The following is a 22710-nucleotide window of genomic DNA, read 5'->3' as shown; positions in this document are numbered from 1 at the left end:
CGGACTCGTTTCAGGTTCACGTCAGTCCGCGCCGAGCAGGAGCCGCGTCAGATCTTTCCCAATCAGGACCATGGCAGCGAGGATCAAGCCGGCTGGATGCATGAGCAACGCCAACAACCCCATGATGAACATCACGGCTTCCTCCTTTCTTCATCCCCTCCATTTCATAGGTAAGCAGGCAGCATGAAGAGCCGGTGAAGAACCGATGATCTTTCAGCCTCCAATCTTCATGGGCGTTTCACGGAATCTTCATCCGGCCCCGCTAGAATGAGGACCGAACTCCGGCGCAGCGGAGTCCGGTCCGCAGCAACCTCTCGATGGTGATGGCGGCCGGGCTTCCGACGGATGAGGCAAGGAGTCCGTGACTATGATGATCCCGATGCTGCTGGCCATGACCGGACTATTCCTGCTCTTCGTGGGCATGTTGGGAGTCGCCCTGTATGCGGAGAACCGCAAACGACGGTGATTACCGGTCGAAATCGCCGGCCGCTTCCGGCTGGTAGAGCACTGCTTCAATCCTGACCTTCTTCACCCCCGCCGGAACCTGCCATTCGACCGTGTCGCCCACCCGATAGCCCAACATGGCGGTGCCGATCGGCGCGAGCACGGAAATCCTGCCTTCTTCGATCTTCGCTTGGCTGGGAAACACCAGGGTGTAGACCCGCTCTTCACCCGTATCGACGTCCCGCAGGCGAACCTGCGAGTTCATGGTCACCACGTCCGTGGGAATCGCTTTCGGGTCCACCACATGCGCCCGGTCCAACTCCCGCTCCAGGCTCTTGAGGTACTCGCTGTTCTTGCCATTGAAGACGATCCCGACCTGCAAGAGTTCCGACAATCGCTCCAGGTCGAAGGCAGTCATATAGATGTCTCGTTGTTCCATAGCGTTATGCTCCTTGATCGAAAGATTGAAGAACGATATCCCCGGCTGCGCGACGAAACACCGGGGCTCGCCGATCAGCACAGGGCTTGGAATTACGGTCGCGAGGGGGCTTGCTTGGAAGAATGCCTGCGAGGCGGAGAAGGAGAGACGCCCGCCGCGACCGTCACGCCATTCCCAGGGTGCCGGCACCACGATGGCCATAGTTTCCAGACCGTCGCCATGAGCAGAACGGCTGTGCCGAGGGCGGACAGCCAGATGGTGATCAACGGGGACATCAGCGCTCCTTTCCTGTCTGCAAGGTAGAACCGCCGGATGAAGGTTTCATGAAGAACGGATGAAGACTCGCTCAGATTGCGCCGTCCATGGGTCCTTCTTCGTCATTCGTCATTCGTCATTCGTCATTCGTCATTTCTCACTTCGCACTCTCCCTCCCGCTGTGATCATGAACATTTCTTCACGATCCATTCACGCGCGGTTCATGTCGCGCCGTTAGCTTGTGGGCATCGGATGATGCGACGCAACGGAATGACCGCAAGATACGGATCGTGAGGTAAGCCCATGTCTGACATATTTGGCCCGGCAGTTCTCCTCACGCTGCTGCTGGTTGCGATGGCGGCGTTGGTCTGGTGGGGCATGTCGTTGCTGGCATGAAAACGGAACGGGCCGCGGGCCGTTTAAAGGATGCAACTGTCCAAGGAAGGAGGCGAGAACCATGTCTACAATCCTGGCCACCATCATACTCATCGTCACCATGCTGGGGTTGGCGCTGCTCATCATGTGGGGCCTGTCCATCATTGCCTAACGGGATCACTCGGACTGATTGAGCGGTCGTCCCCATGAACAGCCGAGCAGCCCCGTGGCATTTCATGGGCCGGCAGGAGCACAATAGGGCGGCGGCCGGGTGCTCGGACGTTCCTTGTCTTGCTTCGCCGGCTGTGACATCACGACCATGCGAATCTTGCTTGTCGAAGACGACGCCAATCTCGCCCAGTTCGTGCAGAAGGGCCTCCGTGAAGAGCGTTATGCCGTGGACTGGGCCGGCGATGGCGAAGAAGGGCTCGACCTCGCCGGCCAGAATGATTACGACCTCCTCATCGTGGACATTCTCCTGCCCAAGTTGGACGGCTTGACGCTTTGCCGCCGGTTCCGGGCTAAGGGAGGGCGGACTCCGATTCTCCTCCTCACGGCGCAGGATTCCGTGCAAGACAAGGTGGCGGGGCTCGACAGCGGCGCCGACGATTACTTGACCAAACCCTTCGCCTTCGCGGAGCTGTTGGCCCGGGTGCGGGCCCTCCTCCGTCGAGGCGGTCCCCACACCCCCACGCGCTTGAAGGCGGCGGATTTGGAGCTTGATCCTGCCTCCCACCGGGTCTGGCGCGCCGGCAAGGAGATCGCGCTGACCAACAAGGAATACGCGATCCTGGACTTTCTCCTCCGGAACAAGAACCGCGTCTTGACGAGGACCGCGATCATCGAGCACGTGTGGGACATCAGCTACGATCCCATGACCAATATCGTGGACGCGCACATTCGAGCCCTGCGCGCCAAGATCGACCGCGACTTCTCGCCGCCGCTGATTACGACCGTGCGAGGGGCCGGCTACATGTTGGAGACGCCGGAGGAGGCATGACCTCCTTTCGGAACCTGATCCGTGCCTGGGCCTTGGCGCTGATCCTGGTCCTCCTCGCGATCTTCAGCGCGCTGGTCTATGGGGGATTCGAGGTCCTGCTTGAGCGCTATGCCAACGCCAGGCTCCTGGGGCTGGCCCAGACGCTGGCCACCCTCATCGAGCAACGGCCGGATCTCCTGAGCGGCAGCCGGGAACAGGACCTCGTTCCGGCTCAGGAGACGGGGGCTGACGAGGCGCAGCACGAACTGCGCGAAACGGCGCACTCGATCGTCGTCCTCTCTCCCGATGGCCGGATCGTCTGGCAAGGTTCCAACGTCGTACCCCGTCCGCCGGTGAGCGGCCCGTTGCTCGAACGGGTCCGGCGCGGACATCCCGTCTACGACACCGTTTCCACGGTCAACGGTCCACCCGTGCGGCGCCTGTCGCTCCCGATTCCCTCACAGGGAGAAGTCCGGTACATCCTCCAAGCCGAGGTTTCCCTCGGATTCTCCCAACGGGCGCTCCGCAATCTGATGGGTTTGCTGGCGATCGTGTCCGCGGCCATGATGGCCGTCGCCTGGTTCGGCAGTAGTTGGTTGGCGCGAAAGGTCTTGGGACCCATCGAGGTCCTCAGCGCCACGACGGAGACCGTCTCCGGTTCCGCGCTCCAAACCCGATTGAACGTGGATGCTCCGTATCAGGAGTTCCATCGCTTGGCGCAGGCCTTCAACGCCATGCTGGACCGATTGCAAAAGGTCTTCGAGGGCCAGCGGCGTTTCGTGGACCATGCGGCGCACGAGATGCAAACCCCGTTGACGGTCCTGCAGGGCAACATCGAAGTGGTGCTCCAGAAGGCGCGGACGGCGGAGGAATATCGCGAGGCCTTGCTGAACAATTGGGAGGAAGTCCAACGGTTGGTCAGCCTGACACGGTCGCTCTTGACCCTCGCCCGTCTGAGCGGAGACCATTCTTTAGTACAGCCGGCCCCGCTGGCGCTGGAGCCGTTGCTCCGGGAACTGGTCGATGAGCTGGCGGTCCTGGCCGACGACCACAAGCTCCGGTTGACGCTTCAGGCCGATCCGGTTCCTTCCATCCAAGGCGACCCCCGGTGGCTCAAACAGGCCGTGATCAATCTGCTGCACAATGCCCTCCGCTACACGGAGCCGGGCGGGCGCGTCACGGTCAGACTGGGAATCCGAGAATCGCAGGTCTGCATCACCGTGGAAGATACGGGCCAGGGGATCGAACCCGATCAACTGCCGCACCTCTTCGAGCGGTTCTATCGCACCGACCGGGCCAGGGCTCGGGATTCCGGCGGCACGGGCCTGGGCCTGCCGATCGTGAAGGAAATCATCGAAGCCCACGGCGGGCGCATCACGGTCGAGAGCCAGGTCGGCACAGGCTCCGTCTTTACCCTCTGGCTGCCGATCCCGAAGAGTTAAGCAACACGCTGTGGAAATCAACCGAGGCTGATCTCGGCGGTCAGAACGTTCGTCATGCGTCAGGCGTCATTCGCCGATCGATGAGAGGTCGGTAGCGAGGCGTACGCCATGAAATGTCCGATGACCAATGGCGGTTGACGCTTGTCGATTGACGGATCACGAAGACCGGGCTAATCCAGCGTCTGCCGGTACCGCTTCACGCCGATCATCAGCGCGACCGCGGCGAACAGCGCGATTTGCCAGAGCTGGAGGACGACCTCGTCAAAACCGTTGCCCTTCAAGAGAATGCCCCGCACGATCCGGAGAAAATGGGTGAGAGGAAAGACTTCGCCGAGAGCCTGCGCCCACTGAGGCATGCCGCGAAACGGGAACATGAACCCGGACAACAGAAGCGACGGCAGGAAGAAGAAGAACGTCATCTGCACGGCCTGGAGTTGGTTCTGCGCCAACGTGGAAAAGGTGATGCCCACCGCCAGGTTGGCGGCGATGAAGATCAGGGTCACGGCAAGCAGCAGCAGCACGTTGCCGACCATCGGCACGTGGAAGAGAAAGCGCGCGGCCAGGAGGATCAACCCGACTTGCACGTAGCCCACGACGATATAGGGAAGGATCTTGCCGGTCATGACCTCGAAGGGGCGGGTCGGCATCGAGAGGAGATTCTCCATGGTGCCGCGCTCGCGCTCGCGCGTGATGGCCAATCCCGTAATCATGATCATGGTCATCGTGAGGACGACGCCCATCAGACCCGGCACGATGTTGTAATGGGTGATGGCCTCGGGGTTGTACCGAGGATGGACCCGCAGGTCGATCGGACCGTCGCCGGCGGCGAGAAAGGCGAGCGGCCCCTTGAGATCCTCCCGCAAGGCTGTATTCACCGCCGTGCGCAGCGAGCCCAGCGCGTTGCTCGTGGCGGCGGGATCGGTGGCGTCCGCTTCAAGCAGCACAGCCGGCCTGTCGCCGCGCAGGAGATCGCGCGTGAAGTTCTCCGGGATGGTGACGACGAACTGCACCTCGCCGCGGGCGAGCGCCTCCTGTGCTTCGGCTTCGGTCTGCACCTGCCGGACGAATTCAAAATAGCCGCTGTTTCGAATCCCATACAGCAACGAGCGGCCTTGCGGACCCTGATCGGCCAGGAGCACGGCGGTGGGCAACTGCTTGGGGTCAGAATTGATCGCCAAACCGAACAGCGTGAGCTGGATCAGCGGCACCCCGACCATCATCCCGAAGGTCAGGCGGTCCCGGCGCATCTGGATGAACTCCTTGACGACAATCGCCCAGAACCGAGCCGGTGAGAAGGCCAGCCGCTTCGTCATGCCGAGATCCTCTCCGGCGCATTGTCCATCAGGTGAATGAACACGTCCTCCAGCCCCGTCTCGATCCGCCGCCATTCATAGGGCTCCGTTCGAAACGGCGCGATCGCCCGTTCCAGCGAGCCCGCATCGTCTCCGCTGACGTGCAACATCGTGCCGAACGCCACGGCCTGCTGCACGCCCGGCGCTTCCCGGAGCCGCTGCGCGAGTTCGACGAGATTCGGGCCGCTGACCGACCAGGTCGTGAGCCGCGAGTGCGCGATCACCTCCGTGACCGTGCCATGCGTGAGCAGCTTGCCGGCGGTGATGTAGGCGAGCCGATGGCACCGCTCGGCTTCATCCATGTAGTGCGTGGTGATCAGGAACGTCAGGCCCTGCGCGGCCAGCTCATGGATCTGCTCCCAGAATTCGCGCCGCGCTTTGGGATCGACCCCGGCGGTCGGCTCGTCGAGCAGGAGCAGCTTGGGGTCGTGAATCATGCAGGCGCCGAGGGCCAGGCGCTGTTTCCATCCGCCGGACAACTGGCCCGCGAGTTGCTGTTTCCGCTCCGTCAAGCCGAGGCGGTCCAGGCTTGTGCGGACCGCTTCGCGGCGGCGCGGCACGGAGTACATGCGCGCCACGAAATCCAGATTCTCGGCGATGCTGAGGTCCTCGTAGAAGCTGAACCGTTGGGTCATGTAGCCGACCTGGCGCTTGATGGCCTCGCTCTCGGTGATGACGTTATGGCCGAGGCAGGTGCCGCGCCCCTCGTCCGGGCGGAGGAGCCCGCAGAGCATGCGGATAAACGTCGTCTTCCCGCTGCCGTTCGGCCCGAGAAATCCGCAGATCTCTCCCTGGCGGACGTCCAGGTCGATATGGTCCACGGCGGTCAGCGCGCCGAATCGCTTCGTCATCCCGCGCACGTTGATGGCCAGGTTGTTCGTCATGGTCCGTGTGGCTCACGCTTAGGGGCAGGGATATCCGTCATTCGTCAAACGTATCGGAGCAGCCGGTCTTCGTATCGTGTTTCCGTCATCGTCCCTCGATTGACGGATGACGCTTGACGACAGGTCACAGTTTCGCGATCACTCGCCACGGAGCTGCCCGGCTCTTCGCGATGGCGGTCAGATTCCAACCCGCACATCCACCGGCTGTCCCGGATGCAAATTGGCCGCGACCTGGGGATCGAACGTCGCTTCAATCATGAAGACGAGCTTATCCCGGCTCTCCCGGCTGTAGATGACCGGCGGGGTGAATTCCACCCGGGGCGAAATAAAGCTCACGGTGCCGATCAACGGCTGGGCCACGCTGTCCATGCTGACCGCCACCTGATCGCCGAGATGAATCGTTCCAATCTTGGCCTGGGGGACAAAGGCGCGGACCTTGACGTTCTGCGGCGGCAGCAGCGCGACGACCGGCCGCCCCGCCGCCACCCATTCTCCCTCGCGATAGAGCGTATCGAACACTAAGCCCGCCTTCGGGGCTCGTTGGCGTTTCTGCGAGAGGTCCCATTCCGCCTTGGCCAGCGCCGCTTCCCGCGCGCGCACTTCGGCTTCGGCCGCGATCACCAGGTCGCTGCGCGAGCCAAGCTGCGCCGTCGTCAGGTCGGCTTCAAGCTGCGCCACCCGCTGGCGTTGCTGGTCTCGCATGGAGCGGGCCCGGTCAAACTCCAATTCCGCCGTCGCGCCGGGGACGCTCATCAAGGCTTCGTGCCGGGCAAACTCGCTTTCCGCCAGTTTCAGCGCCGCCCGCGCTTGCTTCAGTTGCGCCTTGATGGCCTCAATTTCCGTGGGCCGCTTGCCCTTCTTCGCGTCCTCCAAATTCGCCCGGGCTTGCGCGAGCCTGCGCTCCGCCTCGTCCCTGGCCGCTTGCTCCGCCACGCTGTCCAGCGCGAACAGGGGATCGCCTTCCTTCACCTGTGTGCCCCGTTGCACTGACAAGGATTCCAGCGCGCCGGGGAGGGGAGAGGCCACATAGACATATTCTCCTTCGACATAGCCCTGGACCAGGTTGGGGTCCGAGTTGCCGCAACCGGCTGCGAGCGCCATCCATGCCAGCGGGACCGCCATGCGGCAGACGAGGCGTCTATATGACGGCTCACAGCCGGTCATAGTTTGGAGCCTGTCCGGCATTGCCGTTCGTGACGAGGTGAAGGAGGTGCTGGCAGATGCCAGGCCGCAGGCCACGAAAACCCGGAAGCGTATTCGCTGGAATACGTTGAGGATGTTTCGGGGCCGAGAACGAAGCAGATGCCGGTACATCGTTCGCCGCAGTAGAAAGGTCAATGTTGGACAGGCTCCTTGGACCTTCCTGTCTCGGTCATCACGCCCTCAAGAACGACCTTCATGATGGTGGCATAGCCGGTTTTCGGCGTGAGCGCGAGTTCGGCCATCTTCGGGGGATTCATCACGGCCTGCACGGCGCCGAGCAGAATCTCCATGATCAGGGTGGCCGGGATGTCCTTTCTGATAATGCCGGCCCTGCGCCCTTCGCCGAGGATCTTGCCGAAATGGCGTTGAATCACGTCCCGGCGCCGGTTCTCCACGATCTTGAACAGCTCCGGCGACTCCCGCCGCATGTCGCGCACGAACGGCGGCTGGATCTCTTCCGTGTGCCGCTGCATGCAGGCGAGGAGCCGGTGCAGCGCGCTCAGCACGTCGGAGGAGCTGTCGGCCGTGATGCCGTCGAGATCCGCCTCGACGCTCCGGAACTTATCCAGGAGCACCGCCTCCAGGAGCGAGATTTTGCTCGGAAAGCAGGCGTACAGCGTTTTCTTGCTCATGCCGAGCTCCGCCGCCAGCTCGTCCATCGTAACGTGGCGAAACCCATGGCGCATGAACTGCTGACGGGCGGCGGTGACCACGCGTTGGGCGACCGACGGACCGGACGGCGCGATGGAGGTTGGGCGGGATCGCATGGTCGATAGGTCAATACTACGGAAACTAAAATCGTATTTCAAGTTTCCTCCTGCCGGCATTGGACGCCTGGCGACCTCGCCACCGGCCGACAGACAGCGGGAAGGCGCTACCTGAAGACCCACCGAGGTCGGAGGGCGCCCGGGAACTCGATCAGAGTGCGCATCACGCGGGCAAGGATGACCGGCCGGCGATGGTTATGAGTCCCTTCGGCACGACCGAGGACGTGGCCCATGTGTGAGCTCGACCGTCCCCGTGGCCGTCTGTCATCGCCGCTCGATTGCGCCATCAGCCACGGCAATCGCTTCGATTTCGATCAGCGCATCCGGAGAGTACAGCGACGACACTTCGACGATCGTATCCGCCGGGTATGGGGGCGTGAAGTAGCGGCCGCGAAGCTCGACGATCTTTGGAAAGTTCGCCATGTCACGGAGAAAAATCGTGACCTTGATCACGTTGGCGAGGCTCGATCCACCCGCCCGGAGAACCCGCTCCAGGTTTCGGAAGGCTTGGGCCGCCTGCGCATCGAAGTCCCCAACCCCCACGATCTTTCCCCGGTCAACGATCGCGGCTTGCCCAGAAATGAAGAGAAGATCCCCGGCTCGAAAGCCCTGAGACAGACGAAAGGGGGCATAGGGATCGGGGGTCACGGTAATCTGAGATACGTTCATGCAACCTCCTTTCCGCTCGTGTCAGCGACGACGCCGCCTGCCCGCGAGCATGAGCCGGGACGCGCGGTCGGATCAAATGGTTGTCGTGGCGCAGGCAGCGCACACTCCATTCCTCTCGGTGAATGACGGCACGCGACCGTTCTCTTGTCTCCCGGGACATGTGGAATGATGTTACGCCACAGATAGGAGGACGTCGGATTGCCATGAAGGAACACGATCGGATCGCCTTCTCCGACATCCACATAGCTCATGTCTGTGTCCAGCACGCGCACCCGTTGTCGTGGGTGTGCATCAACGCTCGCAATAGTCGGCATATGAATTGTGTCGTGCATGTTGTCCTCCATGGCTGGTCGGCTCACAACTACCCCTTCTGCCCGTGGGCTTGATCCATCCAGAACACTTCCCAGATGTGGCCGTCCGGGTCCTCGAAGCTCCGCGCGAACATGAAACCATAGTCCTTGGGGAGTCTGGCTCCTTTCCGCCCGCTTTGATCGCCTTGCCGGCCACCTCGTTCACCTTCTCCTTGCTGTCGACGGCAAGCGCGGTGAGCACCTCCGTTGTCTCGTGGGCGTCGGCGATCGCTTTTCGTAAACTCCTTCGCTTTGTCATGCGCCAGCAGCATCGCGTAGATGTCCTCGCTCATGTCCATGCAGGCGCGGACTTGTCCGTGAACCGCGGGTTGAACGCAAATCCGAATCGACTTGAAGAAGCCATCGACTTGTCGAGTCCTGGACGGGGAGATTGACCAAAATCTTGCTGATCCTTTGCGACTCTTTCCTGCAGTGACGGGATTCGTCGGGCTCTTGCGCACACGACGATGGCTATTCCGCCGCCTCCCACGCAGGATTCCAGGCGATCTCCCACAAATGCCTGTCGGGGTCCTGGAAATAGCCCGCATAGCCGCCCCAGAACGTGTCTTGCGCCGGCTTGACGATGATCGCCCCGGCCTGGCGCGCCTGCTCCATGACAATGTCCACTTCCTTCTTGGACGAGACGGTATGTCCGAGCGAGAACTCAGTAGCGCTGGGCTTCTCCAAAGACAGCCCGGAGTCTCGCGCCAGACTCTGGCGCGGCCAGAGCGCGAGCTTCACTCCGGCCTCTAAATCAAAGAAGACCACTGCGCCGTGCTCGAACTCCGTTCCGATGATGCCCTCCGTCTTCAGCCCCAGACCGTCGCGATAGAAACGCAGGGACCTGTCCAGATCATCGACGCCGACGGTGATGACGGAGATGCGTGGCTTCATGGCAAGGTCCCTTCGCGTGTCAGCCTTCAGGCGCAGTTCCTCGTGTGGAACCGTCTCTCACTTCCTCCATGCTCTGTAGACCATCATCCGGATGCCGCCGTCCATCACCTCGCTCACGAGCGTTGGAGCCCGAAGATGACGGGGACTCTCCTCAAAGTTCATCATCGCCGGTAGATAATGATTCAGGCTCTTCCGGAAATCGTGTGGGTGAAGTTGATGACTCCGGCTGACGTTGGACCCGTTGCATCCAGAAAGGCAACGGGTTCCCCGACACTCCGGGTTGCGTCATGATGCGTTGGCGTCAGGAGGCCGTTCCTGGTCGTCCTGTCGGCCACCGCGACTGTGAGGCGACGCCGGAGCGTCAAGCCGTCGCGGTGGCACCAGGATCAACCTGCATTCGCCCCGTTCCCGCCATGACGCGAACCCTCTGTGTCCGCCCTTCCAGCCGGGGCTGGCACGATGGCACCTCGTCCGATGGCCCGCACAATTTCCGGAAAAGCCCTTGGGCTGCTCTGCAGGCATTGGGGTGGCTTCAGGGTCGGCATGGGGGTGACGCTGCCTTCGCTGAAGGAGCGGGGCCCCACCGAGGGTTTGTCGAGCAGGAAAGCCGAAACTGACCAAGGCACCACGGTCGCAGACCGTGGACGCGGGAATTTCGGAAGGGTTTCCGCTCGGCAAGCCCCGGTAGGGTCGCTCTGGGAGGCGCGGCAGCACAAGCCCCATGCCGACCCTCAACTTGAGTCACCCACACAAAATCCTGAAGAGCCATGATTCATTGACCTTTCGCTACTGGCACACGGCTCGATCTTATTCATCGTGTTGGTAGTCTGCGCATTTTCCGCAGCTTCGAGATTGGCCGGCATTGGCTCGATCGTCGTCTCAGTCGCCTGGGCGGCATGCCATCCATTAGAGACTCGTAGAGACTCGCGTACTCCCTCAATTGGCCTGCCGCCTCCTTTTCGCGGTCTATCAAACAGTCCGATAAGATCAATTCCAGTTAGGCCCCCTTCGAGTAGGCTGCTTGAAGGTCGGCGATATCGAGCTTCACCATCTTCAATATGGCCTCAGCCACGCGTTTCGCGCGTGTGCGATCCGGATCGGCCATCATGCCTCCCAGAACCGTCGGCACAATCTGCCAGGAAACGCCGTACCGGTCTCTGAGCCAGCCGCATTGCTCGGGCGACCCGCCGTTCAACAGCGCCGTCCAATATGTGTCGATTTCCGCCTGATCGTCGCACATCACGCAAAACGAAATGGCGTGGTTGAAGGGGTCGAGCGGCCCCGCAGTAATCGCCATGAATGGCTGGCCCGCGATGGTGAACTCGACTACTTTCACCGAACCGGCAGGACCGCTGGGCGTGTCTGCCGGCACTGGCGTCACTCGATCAATGTGCGAATTCGGGAAAATCGACGTGTAGAAGCGCGCGGCCTCTTCGGCTTCGTTGGCGTACCAGAGATGGGGGACGATCTTAGGAACAGTCGGCATGACAGAGCTCCTTTCTCGTCACAATAGTTTCCTGACTCGTCGGGAGAACGCCGGCTTCCACTTTCTTGATGGCCTTGACGACGAGCATGAAGCGCATCGTCGCATCTCCTCCCGGTTTTCGCTCCGGGGCCGGGGGTTCACCTTCTTGTCGAACGGGAAGCGCAAAATCGACATGAGGCACTGGACCACGAGAGACCCGGCTCCCGGTTCCCGGTGGGTCCATGTGGCAGCGTGCCTCAGAAGAGCGTTGCCCGTCCTCTTTCTCGTCCACCCACTGCAGCATGGCATCGACTCGGCGCCACCACTGCGGCCCTGGTGAGCCGCATGGCTCGTCCCTGGCGGAACCAGAAGTCGAGGCTCAGTCTGCAGTACGGTCGGGGCCGGGCCCCAGAACTTCCCGCATGGCGACCGCGAGGTTCCGCAGCGCCCGTGCGCCGTCTCCTACGAATGTCGATCCATGCATGAGCGCCAGTTGCTTCGGCCGGAGATCGGCCAGTCCGTGGAGGATGGAGTCGGTCAACGGCGTGTAGGGATAGGCGTGGGCAAATGGGCCTTTCTGGCCCTCGATCAACGATCGCCGGGCGCGATCGACCACATCCGATTCGGTGAGCGCCTCGACGTCTCCTTCATGGGTGAAGAGATCGGAGCAGAGCAAGGTGCTCGTCACTTCTTCGAACAGAAGGCCAGCCTCCCAGTTGTGCGGCACATGCGGCGTCCGACGGAATCGCAATCTATATCGACCGGTCTTGAGGATTTCGTCTTGTGCCAGGACATGCGCCGGACGAACGGCGAAATCATTCACGCTGACGAGCGCCCCCACTAAGCCGCATACCGGTTCCGCGAGCGGAGCCACTTCCAGCCAATCGTTCAGCGCCCCACACTCATCGGCCTCGAAATGGCTGAACGAGATCCAGCGCAGCATGGAAGGATCGATGACGCGCGCCAATGCCTCGCGCACCAGCGGAAACATCTGCTTCATCCCCGTGTGAAACAGGAGCGGCTCGTCGTCCTTGATGAGAAAGTGATTGAACCGCAGGTTGAATTCCGGAACGTAGATCGAGATCGCATAATGATCTGGGGCGATCTCCGCCACTCTCGCGTTGTCCGTCATCGCCTCTCCTTTTCCCTCGACCTTGCACGGATGAGCGAGCGGCCTCCGATCAGCTCTTTCGTTTCGGCAAAGGGGCCATCGATCACCATCGGCTTGGCTCCGAAGTCTGGGATGCGCCCGCCCTTCGAGCTCGGTCGAATCCTCCAGCCGTTGAGTCGCGAGATGAGTCGCGGCGCCCGGTCGCGGTCTGTCGTCATCTCCGCGGCAAGCCGACCGCTTCGCATCCCACCCGCTTCCAAGTCCTTGGGACCCTGCACCATATCAAGAAATCGCATGGTCGCGTCTCCTCGTCCCTGTCGTCCGAATACGTCCCTCTTCCCCCCTTCACATCACCACGCCTCCGCCGGCCTGAATCGTGCCGCCGGTGATCCAGCCTGCATCGTCGCTGACGATGAACGCCACCACATCCGCGATGTCCTTCGGCGTGCCGAGCCGCTTCATCTAATCCCCTTGGCATCTTCCACGGGGCGGTTCCGCTCGGCATTCCACCGGTCAGGCGGCAACGGCCTGCTCGTCAGACACCCTCATTTCAACCTCTGGTTTTTCCGCCAGCGCCCGCCAGGCTTCGATACCGCCGGCCAGTGCCCACACCTGATCGAACCCCAGCCGGCGCAGGACCAACGTGGCCTCGGCGCTGGACGCATCGCGCGGGCAGGCGCAATAGAACACGATGGCCCGGTCTCTCGGAAGCACAGCGGCTTGGCCGGCCAGATCGACCATGCTCATGGTCATTGCGCCGGCGATGCCCGGGACTTCGTGCCGGTGAACCGTTGAGCGAAGGTCCACGAAGAGGACCGCCTGTCCCGCTTCCAAACGCTCTAGGACTTCTGTCACCGTGATTCGCGGCGCCCGTTTCAGCTCGGCTCGCCGCCGCCACGCTTTCGCGCCGAGACAACCAGCCAGCAACGCCGCCACCGTCGCTTCCACAAGCGGCGTTATGTGAGTCCCATGGGCGACCATCTCAGGAGTGCCCGTGCCAACGGCATAACCGAGGGCCAGTCCGGAGCCGACCCACAGTGCCGTCCCAAGCGAGTCATAGAGGAGGAAGTTCAGGGGACCGATCCCGACGACACCGGCAAGCGGCGGCGCGACGGTGCTGAATCCGGGAACGAACTTGGCCAAAAGGAGCGCGTGAGGCCCATGCATTCGAAAGAACTCCTCCGTCCGCCGGATGCACGTGTCAGGCTCGAGCGCGATTCTGCAGAGCAAAGCCAACACCGGCCGGCCGCGCCGTTGTCCGGCAAGGTACCAGAGACCGTCGGCACAGAGGGTAGCGAGGAACGCCGCGCCGACCGCCGGAACCAATCCCATGTGCTCCGTCCCGATCAGGATCCCCGCCGCTACCAACAGCGGCCAGGCGGGGAGAGGAAGTCCTGCCTGCTCGGCGAAGACGACGCCGAAGACGATGAGCGCGCCATGGCGATGCAGAACGTCAGTCAGGAATTCCATTGGGCCTCATCCCTTCACCAGACCTTGCTCATGAGCCACCGGTCGCGTCAGCGCCACCCCGATACCGGCTGGCCCTGCTTGAATACCTGTTGCCGCGTGACAGAATGTGAACCTCTTCGATCAGGCCGCCGCAATCGGCGCAGGTCCAGGCTGTAATGGCGAGCGAGCCGCTCGCGTCCATGACGGTCCGACTTGTTCCGTTGAGAAACGTTCGGCGGTGCTCGCAAGGCTTCGCAGCCCGTCGGTCATACACCCACGAAGCCGCAGCGATCTGGTGCTTGCCTGGTTTCATCATGTCCTCCTCTCCGGCACTTTCAACAATGAGCTGGTCTCTTAGCCACCTCTTTCGCCCGCGCATGAGCATAGCCCGTTCCTGAAGCAGACAGACCGAGCATGCCAGTCTAAGTGGCCGTTGAACGAAGGTTTCTACCGGGAACGCCGGCAACGTGAGCGGAGCCGGATGGGAAGCGATGACGAAACAGCAGCGCCGATTTCTCGGCGCCTGCCGAAAGTTCGGCGCTGCCGTGGCCGCGAGATGTCCAACTTCTGCATGCGGGATTGGAGAGTGGTGCGCTTCATGTCGAGCAGGACCGCGCCGCCCGATCATGAAGACATCTTCATGGTCCGTTCATCGGCTTCTCATCTTCCGACCGTACAGTCCTTTCAAGACAAGAGCCGACGAGGTCAGTGAACTGGACGACCGAAAGGAGAAGGAGATGACACGAGGGCACTTGTGGTCGATTGTATTGGCGGGAGGGGACGGAGTCCGGACGAGCGCATTCATCCGGCGATGGCTGGGATCGGCCAAGCCGAAGCAATACTGCGCCTTCGTCGGGACCCGCTCCATGTTCCAGCACACGCTCGACCGCGCGTCCCTGCTCACGCCCTGGGAGCGAGTGGTCGTGGTGGCGGCTCGGCACCATCAACCGGAGGTCTGGCACCAGCTCGATGGGAGGCCGGTAGGCATCGTATTGTTGCAGCCCGAGAATCGGGACACGGCGGCCGGGATCTTTCTCCCGCTCGCCTACATCCTGGCGCGCGATCCCGGCGCCAGCGTGGCGGTCTATCCCTCGGATCATTTCATCTATCCGAAAGACCGGTTTGTCTCGGCGGTGGAACATGCGGCGCGGGGAAGCGAGCTGCTCGGGGGACGGCCCGTCCTCCTGGCCGCAAGGCCGGATTCCCTGGAATTGGAGTACGGATGGATTCGTCCCGGCCGGTTTCTCGGCTGGACGGGGGACGCTCCCATCTTAGCGGTGGACGGCTTCGTCGAAAAACCCGATGAGGTGGCCGCACGACGGGCCAAGGACGCCGGCGGCCTTTGGAACACGATGGTGCTGGCGGCCGGAGGCAAACAGCTCTGGGATCTCGGGCGGGACTGTTTCCCGGAAGTGATGGGCCTCTTCGATCGCTTGACACGCGCCATCGACACAACCGATGAGCCAAAGGTGCTCTCCGCCATCTATGAAACCATGCCGCGGAGGAACTTCTCCTCGCATCTCCTGCAGCGCAGACCGGACCGGCTGGCGGTCATGGAGATGCGGGGGGTCCTGTGGAGCGACTGGGGGAACCCGACAAGGATCACGGAGACGCTCGACAAGATCGGCAAACAACCGACCTTCGCGGAGGAGGCGCCTGAACTGCTTCACGCGGGGTGAGCGGCGCTAGCATGAGATATTCGAGTCGGTCAATCAAGAAGGAGGTAGTGACCATAATTGCCACGCTTCCCTATCAAGCCAAGCCGTTCGATCTCGGCGGCCTCAACGGTATGTCGGAACGGACCATGGAGCTGCATTTGTCGCTCTATCACGGGTACGTCCGTGAGGCGAATCGCCTCAGCGAACGGATTCGCGCGTTTCTGACGGACGGCCCTGTCGCTCAGGATGACATGCCGTTGTTCTCGGAACTGACCCGCCGCCTCGGATTCGAATACAACGGGATGGTCTTGCACGAATATTATTTCGGCAATCTCATTCGGCAGGGGACGGGCGATCCGGATCGTTCCTCGTCGTTCTTACGGGCGGCCGAAGCCAGCTTCGGGTCCTATGACGTTTGGAAAACCGATTTCGTCGCCACGGCCTCGATGCGCGGGGTAGGGTGGACCATCTGCTATTACGATCCGATGACGGGGCGATTGTCGAACCATTGGATCAGCTCGCATGAGGTCGGAACCGTCGCCGGCTTCGTGCCCTTGCTCGTGCTGGATCTGTGGGAACATGCGTTCCTGCTCGACTACGCGCCGTCGGAACGGCGGACGTACGTCGAGACCTTCTTCTCGAACGTTCACTGGGAGGCAGTGGACGAACGGTTGAACGAATGCGCGAGAACGCGCATGGAACGGATGCGAAAGGAATTCTACGGATCCTGATGCGTGCATCTGAAGGCCCAGGTCTCGTAGCCGGAGCGGTGCAACGGCATCGAGGCCGATTCGACCTGACTCATGGGGCACCCTGTTTCCGGATCAGTTCGTGGTGCGGGCGAAGATGCTTCCGATGAGTGCCGGCGGCAAGGACTCTGTCAAGAGTGAGAGGACGGCTTCCCTGCAAGCACGACATACGGCGTATGAAAGGAGGGGCTTGTGACGGTCAAGAAGAAAGTCATGTGCAGAATCTTCATTGAGGAGCGGAAGCACGGAACCGCCTGGGTACCCTATAAGACTCTGATGGGATATGGAATGGGGAATCGAGTGATCATTGGCTCTCGTGGAGAGCACGTCTACGGGGGTGCGGAGTTTGGGATCAAGGAGCATGCTGTCGACGCCGCCAAAGCCAAGGCGCGGGAGGTCATCGCAGCGAAGTTCGAGGGCGTTGCTGAAGAGGACATCGAGTGGGCTATCGTGGATGAAGCGGCTCCCTTGCCGATAGCGGTGTAAGAGGAGCATCCGGATCAGGGGCCGGCTGTTCAGCAGTCTGTCGCTGATCCCGAACGGAAGATGAGCAACTTTTCACGAGGGCTTCATTCCCGGTTCATCTTCATCAGTGAGGCTCTGGAGACAGCCGGCGGAGAACCTGCGTTCAGATAGCGGGCTGTCTCCGCCTTCGGGGTGCTATGGACTGAAGAGAACATTGCGACAAAGGAAAAGGAGGGTTGCCAATGGAAAAGGGAGGAGTGCCAATTTATCCGGCGTAGGCTTTAGGTGCGTTGATGTTCCTGACATGGGCGATCGCAATGGTCGCTTCATATCGGGACGAGAAGCCGTCGTAACCGTCTGCATCTCGGAAGGGAAGAACGGCCGGCAACGTCAAAGGTTGCCGGCCGTTCTTTTGCCGGCGAGACCTTGAGCGCATTGTGACAAACGATGAAGAATGGGCGGAACAGCAAATGCTCTCTTCCGGACCAATCCAGACGGCACGTGATCGCATCTGTCACGCAATCGCAGACCTGAACCGAAACGATTCGATCTCGGAAACCCCTCCATTCAGTCCGCCTTCCGCTTGTTCTCCGAACGAGGCACAGTCGGATAATACGGCCTCTCATCTGTATAGGCGCGCCAGAGCGCCACGCCCCAGAACGCCGTCACGAGCAGCAGCGCCACCTCGGCATAGGGCATGATCAATATTCCCTCCTTTCGGGCCACGAATCCGGCGCTGGCTTTAACGGAGCGGGACGGAGACAACCGCAATTGTGGCCTACGAGCCTCCCACGACAACACCTTCTTCCTGAGCGCAGGATACCGAGGCGAGATGAACAAGATCCGAACAGAGGATGAAGAACTCTTCATCAAGCTTCCGTACCCGTCCATGAGCCCATGTGCGTCAGGTCAACCGCTCTTGCATCACTCGCGATATTTCACGGGGCACCGTGCCATTGCACGGTGTGATTGAAGCTCCCCCTTCATTGCCGTTCGCCTGCCCGCCTCTGCGCTCTGTCCTTCCACCCCATCATGAGATCTTCAAGAACATCCTCCGCTTTTGGCGGTCGCTCGTGACCACGACCGATCACGATGGATAGTGAAAATCCACCGTGTTGTTTCCACAAGGATGCACGGCACGGCCGGTTTCTCTCACAGTTTCAGAGTGATCGCGAACAGGGGCAGCGGCACGGCTGTTGCGTGGTCAGGGGCACAGGCATCCGCTCGCAGCGGAGCAACCAACATTGCGAGGGATGGAAGGAGGTGCCCCATGACGGAATTGGATATGGGACTGTTGTTGCTCGGTGTGGTCGGTGCGTTTGTGTTTGCCGGAACGAATATCTGGCTCGTGGTTCCGCCGTTAAAGCGGACCCCTGCCATCGAGAGGATCTGGCGACAGAGGAGGACGCCATGAACAGGACGGATATACTGCGAGCACCGTGTGCGCTTCGTACCGCATGTCTGCTGTCCCTCGCGATGTCCGCGGTCACGATCTTGCTGTCCGGCTGCTTGCTGGCGGCATCGGCGTCGTCCGCGGAAGCTCCCGATCCGCCGTCCGAACCGGCCGGACAGGCCGAGATCGATCCAAGCATGCGACCCGAAACCGCCCGCGACGTGTATTACAAAACGGAAGGCGTGGTGAGCGGCCCGCCCGCTCCCGCGACCAGCAACGACCAGATCCATTATCCGCGCTACAACTTCGAGAGTCGGATCTTGATCTGGTTCGCCAATCAACAGCATCTCTATTACGGCAGCTTCGTGCTCGCAGTGCCGATCTTCTGCATGATCATCGAGTTTCTCGGAATCGTGACGAAGGACCGGTCCCTCGGGGAGCGCTACGACCGGCTGGCCTACGATTTTGTGAAGATCAGCCTGACCGCCTACTCCTTGACCGCCATCCTCGGCGGCATCCTGCTGTTCACGTTCTTGACGCTGTATCCGACCTTCTTCGGCTATCTCTCCGGCATCTTTCGGCCGGTGATGCACCTCTATGCCCTGTTGTTCGTGGCGGAGAGCGGCACCCTCTACATCTACTATTACGGATGGAACAAGATGAAGACCGGGTTCCTCAAGTGGGTGCACCTCAGCATGTCGGTGATGTTGAACACGATCGGCACGGCCCTGATGTTCCTGGCGAACTCGTGGATCGCCTTCATGATGTCGCCGGCTGGCGTCGATGAGCAGGGCCGGTACCTGGGCAACATCTGGCACGTCATCCATACGGCGCTCTGGAATCCGCTGAACCTGCATCGCATCCTCGGGAACATGGCCTTCGGCGGGAGCGTGGTGGCGGCCTATGCCGCCTATCGGTTTCTCTCGGCGCGCACGCAAGAGGAACGCGCGCATTATGATTGGATGGGCTACGTGGCCATGTTCATCGCCGTCCTCTTCCTGATTCCGCTGCCGTTCGCGGGGTACTGGTTGATGCGGGAGGTCTACGCCTATCGCCAGCAGATGGGGATCACGCTCATGGGAGGATTGCTGGCCTGGTTGTTCATCATCCAGGCCACCATGATCGGAGCGTTGTTCCTCACCACCACCTATTATCTCTGGCAATGCCTCGGCCGGATGCCCGGGGCCGAACGCTATCTGCGATACGTGAAGTATCTGGTCTTCATCATGTTCGCCGGTTTTCTGGTGTTCATCACCCCCCACACCATGGTGATGACGCCGGCGGAATTGAAGGCGATGGGTGGCCAGCAGCATCCGGTGCTGGGGAATTACGGCGTGATGTCCGCCAAGAACGGCGGCATCAATGTGATGATCGTCACGACGGTGTTGAGTTTTATCTGGTATCAGCGGGGCAATCTCGTCGCTGCCGTGTCGTGGCGGAAATTCGGCAACATCTTCATGGGCGTGTTCTTTGCCCTGGCCTATGCGAACATCGTGTGGTTGGCCGTCTACGGCTATTACATTCCGGCCAACGTCCGGGTCGGGCTCTCGGTGCCCCAGGTCGCGACGACCTTGTCGTGCCTGCTGCTCATGACCGCCCTCAATCTGGCCATGCTCAAGGGCGCCACGCGGCAAGGCGCCGTCGAATGGGGGAAGATGACGGCGCGCTCGCAATATGCGTTGGTGATGCTCGCGACGGAGTTTACCTGGATGATGGCGCTGATGGGCTATATCCGCTCGTCGGTGCGCCTGTTCTGGCATGTCAACGAGATCATGCGCGACAACTCCCCCTGGGCCTACACCCATACGGTCGGGTTCGCGGCCAACATGATCTCGTTCAACGTGCTGTTCTTCTGGATCAGTATCCTGTTCGTGTTCTGGTTGGCGTCGTTGGGAGAGAAACAACCGGTCACAAAAGCGGCGGCATCGAGCCCAAACCTGACAACGTCCCCTGTCGGGCGGTCATGATCGCCGCCCTGTGGCCAACGTCGTCGGATGCCATCGGGTTCGGCCGGTTTCGCAATGACCGGCCGAGCCGATATTCCGGATGGGTGTCGGCCAGTGAGCCGCGACGATGCGCATCCGACCAGCAATGACCGTTCTCCCGCGAGGATGAGCACAGATCCTCGAGCTGTTGGGACCACTATCAAGGAGATGTGGAAATGAAACAGATTGAAGAGGGCATGGATTGCGCCGGAGTCGAGGCCGGCTGCTCGACGTTTGCGAAAAGTCGGCGCTATCGCGGCCTCGTGATCCCCAGCTTCTGCATGCGGGACTGGAGCGTGGTGCGCTTCAGGCCGAGGCGGGCCGCCGCGCCGGCCGCGCCGCCGATCGTCCAGTTGGTCTCGCGCAGGGTCTTGAGGATATGCTCCCGTTCCGCCTCTTCCAGCGTGGTGGGGACACCGTTCCCGGAGACCGCCTGGTGGGGTTTCAATTCCGAGAGGGGCACGAACAGGTCCGCTCCGGCGGTGAGGATGACGGACCGTTCGATGAAGTTCTCCAGCTCGCGGACGTTGCCGGGCCACGAATAGCGCTGAAGCGCCTTCATCGATTCGGCCGGAATGGTTTCGATGCGCTTTTTCATCCGCATGCCAAACTTCTGGACGAAGTGGCGCACGAGCACGGGGATGTCCTCGACCCGCTCCCGGAGCGGCGGCACGGTGAGCGGGAAGACGTTCAGCCGATAGTAGAGATCGCTCCGGAACTTCTGCTCCTCGACCATCTGGGAAAGGTCGCGGTTGGTGGCGGCCACCACGCGCACGTCCACGCGCACCGTGCGGGTGCTGCCCAGCCGTTCGAACTCTTGCTCCTGCAAGACCCGCAACAATTTGACCTGCAGTTCCAGCGGAATCTCTCCCACCTCATCGAGAAAGATCGTGCCCCGGTCCGCCAGCTCGAACCGGCCGATCTTGGTGCTGATGGCTCCCGTGAAGGCGCCCTTCTCATGCCCGAACAGCTCGCTTTCCAAAAGGCCGGTCGGGATGGCCGCGCAGTTGAGCTTGACGAACGTCCGGTCCTTCCGGTCGCTGAGGTTGTGCAGCGCGCGGGCGATCAGCTCCTTGCCGCTCCCGGTTTCACCCAGAATCAACACCGTGGAATCCGTCGGAGCGACCGTCTGCACCTGCTTGAGCAACCGCTTGAGGGGCTTGCTCTCGCCGACGATTTCCTCAAAGTTATAGGCCGTCTGAATCTCCTCTTCGAGATACAGTTTCTCCTTGGCCAGCCGGTCCTTCAGTTGCGTGATCTCCTGATAGGCCAGGGAGTTCGCCACGGCCAGTGCGATCTGGCCGGCGACCTGGCTCAGGAATTCCACGTCGGAGGGCGAAAAGGCTTTGGCGCGGCGGCTCCCCAGGCTGAGGCAGCCGAGGGCGCGGTCCTTCGAGAGCAGCGGAAGGGAGCAGAGCGACTTGAATCCCTTCTGGAGGAGCAACCGGATCACTTCGTGCTCGAATGCGGCCAACTCCTCTTCTCCCGCCACCACCGGCCGTTTGGTGCGCAGGGCGACCGCCGCAGGGGAATCGGTCGCGTCCGTCGTCAAGCCTTCGGCCAAAAGGCCTTTGTTATCTGGAAAATCCAACGCGTGGAGGCGAAAGCGGTTCTGCTCGCTGTCGTAGAGCAGCAGGCTGGCATATTCCTGCGGGACCACCTCGCGCAACGAGAGGCTCACTGCGCTGAACAGCTCCCGCAGCTCCAGTTTGGAGACCATTGCGTTGGTCATCCGGAGCAGGAGGCCGAACCGGTCGCGCTGGCGCTCCACATCCTGTTGCGAGGCCGAGGCGGCTTCCCGGTTCAAGACATTGTCCACCGCCACGGCCACTTGGCGTCCTACCTGCTGCAAGAAGTCCAGATCGGTCTTCCCGTAGGCGTCGGCCTGGAGGCTCGCGAACTCCAACACGCCCAGTTTCCGGGCGGAACTGGTCAGCGGAAGGAGACAACAGGACCGTACGCCGTCTTCCTGCATGCGGGCGATGACCTGCGGCCACCGGCGTTCGTCCGATAGATTGCGAATGAGCAACGGTTGCTGTGTCTCCCAGACCAGGCCGGCGGGGGTCGCATCGAGTTCGTCCTCATGCCCGCCGATGATGTCGGCCGGCACATTGGCCTCCAAACTGTGCAACCGCATGACCTGCCGTTCCGGATCGTAAAGCGACAACCCAACAAAGTTCACCGGAATGATCCGGGGCAGGCGTCGCGCGAGGTCCTTCAGCAGCGCGGGGAGGTCCGGATGCCGGGCGATCGCCTCCGACACCTCCAAGAGCGCCTGATACTGTTCGATAAGGGGATGGGCTTCCGGCATAGGCATCGTGGATGGCGCGCAATTCTGCGCGCCGACGCGATCGGCGCCGGCCCATTATAAGAGGAAGCGTC

Annotated in this window: 21 protein-coding genes and 1 pseudogene; 7 read left to right on the top strand and 15 right to left on the bottom strand. The window is 61.6% G+C overall.

The annotated features are described in order from the left end of the window. Window positions 1-466 precede the first annotated feature (466 nt). Entirely contained in the window at window positions 467-883 is a 417-nt protein-coding gene (rnk, locus tag QWI75_RS00535) for a nucleoside diphosphate kinase regulator (protein WP_289266728.1), read from the bottom strand. A gap of 949 nt (window positions 884-1832) precedes the next feature. Between rnk and QWI75_RS00530 the strand changes: the two genes are divergently transcribed. After that, window positions 1833-2513: a response regulator gene (locus QWI75_RS00530; protein ID WP_289266727.1), complete on the top strand. Its 681-nt coding sequence runs from the start codon at window positions 1833-1835 to the stop codon at window positions 2511-2513. Beyond that, window positions 2510-3934, top strand: coding sequence for a sensor histidine kinase (locus tag QWI75_RS00525; protein ID WP_289266726.1), 1425 nt, complete (start codon window positions 2510-2512; stop codon window positions 3932-3934). Before QWI75_RS00530 ends, QWI75_RS00525 begins: the two co-directional genes overlap by 4 nt. 170 nt (window positions 3935-4104) lie before the next feature. On the opposite strand, the gene QWI75_RS00520 is transcribed toward QWI75_RS00525, so the two are convergent. The 12 genes and pseudogenes from QWI75_RS00520 to QWI75_RS00470 all read right to left on the bottom strand — a co-directional run bounded on the left by QWI75_RS00520 (window position 4105) and on the right by QWI75_RS00470 (window position 14099). Further along, window positions 4105-5247, bottom strand: a complete 1143-nt coding sequence (locus tag QWI75_RS00520) for an ABC transporter permease (RefSeq protein WP_289266725.1) — start codon at window positions 5245-5247, stop codon at window positions 4105-4107. After that, window positions 5244-6170 carry an ABC transporter ATP-binding protein gene (locus QWI75_RS00515; protein ID WP_289266724.1) on the bottom strand — a complete coding sequence of 309 codons (927 nt, stop codon included), beginning with the start codon at window positions 6168-6170 and terminating at the stop codon, window positions 5244-5246. The genes QWI75_RS00520 and QWI75_RS00515 overlap by 4 nt, the downstream gene beginning before the upstream one ends. A 177-nt stretch (window positions 6171-6347) precedes the next feature. Further along, on the bottom strand, window positions 6348-7292 hold the full coding sequence (locus QWI75_RS00510) for an HlyD family secretion protein (RefSeq protein ID WP_289266723.1): 945 nt from the start codon (window positions 7290-7292) through the stop codon (window positions 6348-6350). 212 nt (window positions 7293-7504) lie between these two features. Then, a complete protein-coding gene (locus tag QWI75_RS00505; protein ID WP_289266722.1) occupies window positions 7505-8140 on the bottom strand; it encodes a TetR/AcrR family transcriptional regulator in 636 nt (211 codons plus the stop codon). A gap of 264 nt (window positions 8141-8404) precedes the next feature. Further along, window positions 8405-8809 (bottom strand): RidA family protein, encoded by a 405-nt coding sequence (locus QWI75_RS00500; protein ID WP_289266721.1) that lies wholly within the window; start codon window positions 8807-8809, stop codon window positions 8405-8407. Between the two features lie 131 nt (window positions 8810-8940). Next, window positions 8941-9123, bottom strand: a pseudogene (locus QWI75_RS22550) (haloalkane dehalogenase); the annotation flags it as partial. Between the two features lie 507 nt (window positions 9124-9630). Then, a complete protein-coding gene (locus QWI75_RS00495) occupies window positions 9631-10053 on the bottom strand; it encodes a VOC family protein (RefSeq protein ID WP_289266720.1) in 423 nt (140 codons plus the stop codon). A 997-nt stretch (window positions 10054-11050) separates the two neighbouring features. Next, the gene (locus tag QWI75_RS00490) at window positions 11051-11539 is read right to left on the bottom strand and encodes a VOC family protein (RefSeq protein ID WP_289266719.1); all 489 of its coding nucleotides are present in this window, start codon (window positions 11537-11539) and stop codon (window positions 11051-11053) included. 358 nt (window positions 11540-11897) lie between these two features. Continuing rightward, complete coding sequence (locus QWI75_RS00485; RefSeq protein ID WP_289266718.1) at window positions 11898-12650, bottom strand: oxygen-binding di-iron domain-containing protein; 753 nt, start codon at window positions 12648-12650, stop codon at window positions 11898-11900. Beyond that, the gene (locus QWI75_RS00480) at window positions 12647-12925 is read right to left on the bottom strand and encodes a YciI family protein (RefSeq protein WP_289266717.1); all 279 of its coding nucleotides are present in this window, start codon (window positions 12923-12925) and stop codon (window positions 12647-12649) included. The genes QWI75_RS00485 and QWI75_RS00480 overlap by 4 nt, the downstream gene beginning before the upstream one ends. Before the next feature lie 49 nt (window positions 12926-12974). Next, entirely contained in the window at window positions 12975-13091 is a 117-nt protein-coding gene (locus QWI75_RS00475) for an SDR family oxidoreductase (protein WP_289266716.1), read from the bottom strand. Window positions 13092-13142: 51 nt separating this feature from the next. Further along, window positions 13143-14099 (bottom strand): VTT domain-containing protein, encoded by a 957-nt coding sequence (locus QWI75_RS00470; protein ID WP_289266715.1) that lies wholly within the window; start codon window positions 14097-14099, stop codon window positions 13143-13145. A 716-nt stretch (window positions 14100-14815) separates the two neighbouring features. Here QWI75_RS00470 and QWI75_RS00465 point away from each other — a divergent pair. The 3 genes from QWI75_RS00465 (at window position 14816) to QWI75_RS00455 (ending at window position 16971) form a co-directional block, all read left to right on the top strand. Next, the gene (locus tag QWI75_RS00465; RefSeq protein ID WP_289266714.1) at window positions 14816-15757 is read left to right on the top strand and encodes a sugar phosphate nucleotidyltransferase; all 942 of its coding nucleotides are present in this window, start codon (window positions 14816-14818) and stop codon (window positions 15755-15757) included. A gap of 47 nt (window positions 15758-15804) precedes the next feature. Then, window positions 15805-16467 (top strand): superoxide dismutase, encoded by a 663-nt coding sequence (locus tag QWI75_RS00460; protein WP_289266713.1) that lies wholly within the window; start codon window positions 15805-15807, stop codon window positions 16465-16467. 210 nt (window positions 16468-16677) lie between these two features. Continuing rightward, on the top strand, window positions 16678-16971 hold the full coding sequence (locus QWI75_RS00455; protein ID WP_289266712.1) for a hypothetical protein: 294 nt from the start codon (window positions 16678-16680) through the stop codon (window positions 16969-16971). Between the two features lie 546 nt (window positions 16972-17517). On the opposite strand, the gene QWI75_RS00450 is transcribed toward QWI75_RS00455, so the two are convergent. After that, window positions 17518-17649, bottom strand: a complete 132-nt coding sequence (locus QWI75_RS00450) for a hypothetical protein (RefSeq protein WP_289266711.1) — start codon at window positions 17647-17649, stop codon at window positions 17518-17520. Between the two features lie 571 nt (window positions 17650-18220). Here QWI75_RS00450 and QWI75_RS00445 point away from each other — a divergent pair. After that, on the top strand, window positions 18221-18364 hold the full coding sequence (locus QWI75_RS00445) for a hypothetical protein (RefSeq protein ID WP_289266710.1): 144 nt from the start codon (window positions 18221-18223) through the stop codon (window positions 18362-18364). Beyond that, window positions 18361-20310, top strand: coding sequence for a cytochrome ubiquinol oxidase subunit I (locus tag QWI75_RS00440; RefSeq protein WP_289266709.1), 1950 nt, complete (start codon window positions 18361-18363; stop codon window positions 20308-20310). Before QWI75_RS00445 ends, QWI75_RS00440 begins: the two co-directional genes overlap by 4 nt. A gap of 268 nt (window positions 20311-20578) precedes the next feature. On the opposite strand, the gene QWI75_RS00435 is transcribed toward QWI75_RS00440, so the two are convergent. Continuing rightward, on the bottom strand, window positions 20579-22639 hold the full coding sequence (locus QWI75_RS00435; protein WP_289266708.1) for a sigma 54-interacting transcriptional regulator: 2061 nt from the start codon (window positions 22637-22639) through the stop codon (window positions 20579-20581). Between the last annotated feature and the right edge of the window lie 71 nt (window positions 22640-22710).

This window comes from Nitrospira tepida (assembly GCF_947241125.1).
GTDB lineage: Bacteria > Nitrospirota > Nitrospiria > Nitrospirales > Nitrospiraceae > Nitrospira_G > Nitrospira_G tepida.
Note: the sequence above shows the minus strand (reverse complement) of the source record. Positions and strands in the feature narration are given on the sequence as shown.

Excerpts from the sequence above, each read along its gene's own strand:
- rnk (WP_289266728.1), bottom strand. The coding sequence starts at position 883 with ATGGAACAACGAGACATCTATATGACTGCCTTCGACCTGGAGCGATTG.
- QWI75_RS00530 (WP_289266727.1), top strand. The coding sequence starts at position 1,833 with ATGCGAATCTTGCTTGTCGAAGACGACGCCAATCTCGCCCAGTTCGTG.
- QWI75_RS00525 (WP_289266726.1), top strand. The coding sequence starts at position 2,510 with ATGACCTCCTTTCGGAACCTGATCCGTGCCTGGGCCTTGGCGCTGATC.
- QWI75_RS00520 (WP_289266725.1), bottom strand. The coding sequence starts at position 5,247 with ATGACGAAGCGGCTGGCCTTCTCACCGGCTCGGTTCTGGGCGATTGTC.
- QWI75_RS00515 (WP_289266724.1), bottom strand. The coding sequence starts at position 6,170 with ATGACGAACAACCTGGCCATCAACGTGCGCGGGATGACGAAGCGATTC.
- QWI75_RS00510 (WP_289266723.1), bottom strand. The coding sequence starts at position 7,292 with ATGGCGGTCCCGCTGGCATGGATGGCGCTCGCAGCCGGTTGCGGCAAC.
- QWI75_RS00505 (WP_289266722.1), bottom strand. The coding sequence starts at position 8,140 with ATGCGATCCCGCCCAACCTCCATCGCGCCGTCCGGTCCGTCGGTCGCC.
- QWI75_RS00500 (WP_289266721.1), bottom strand. The coding sequence starts at position 8,809 with ATGAACGTATCTCAGATTACCGTGACCCCCGATCCCTATGCCCCCTTT.
- QWI75_RS00495 (WP_289266720.1), bottom strand. The coding sequence starts at position 10,053 with ATGAAGCCACGCATCTCCGTCATCACCGTCGGCGTCGATGATCTGGAC.
- QWI75_RS00490 (WP_289266719.1), bottom strand. The coding sequence starts at position 11,539 with ATGCCGACTGTTCCTAAGATCGTCCCCCATCTCTGGTACGCCAACGAA.
- QWI75_RS00485 (WP_289266718.1), bottom strand. The coding sequence starts at position 12,650 with ATGACGGACAACGCGAGAGTGGCGGAGATCGCCCCAGATCATTATGCG.
- QWI75_RS00480 (WP_289266717.1), bottom strand. The coding sequence starts at position 12,925 with ATGCGATTTCTTGATATGGTGCAGGGTCCCAAGGACTTGGAAGCGGGT.
- QWI75_RS00475 (WP_289266716.1), bottom strand. The coding sequence starts at position 13,091 with ATGAAGCGGCTCGGCACGCCGAAGGACATCGCGGATGTGGTGGCGTTC.
- QWI75_RS00470 (WP_289266715.1), bottom strand. The coding sequence starts at position 14,099 with ATGGAATTCCTGACTGACGTTCTGCATCGCCATGGCGCGCTCATCGTC.
- QWI75_RS00465 (WP_289266714.1), top strand. The coding sequence starts at position 14,816 with ATGACACGAGGGCACTTGTGGTCGATTGTATTGGCGGGAGGGGACGGA.
- QWI75_RS00450 (WP_289266711.1), bottom strand. The coding sequence starts at position 17,649 with ATGCCCTATGCCGAGGTGGCGCTGCTGCTCGTGACGGCGTTCTGGGGC.
- QWI75_RS00445 (WP_289266710.1), top strand. The coding sequence starts at position 18,221 with ATGACGGAATTGGATATGGGACTGTTGTTGCTCGGTGTGGTCGGTGCG.
- QWI75_RS00440 (WP_289266709.1), top strand. The coding sequence starts at position 18,361 with ATGAACAGGACGGATATACTGCGAGCACCGTGTGCGCTTCGTACCGCA.
- QWI75_RS00435 (WP_289266708.1), bottom strand. The coding sequence starts at position 22,639 with ATGCCGGAAGCCCATCCCCTTATCGAACAGTATCAGGCGCTCTTGGAG.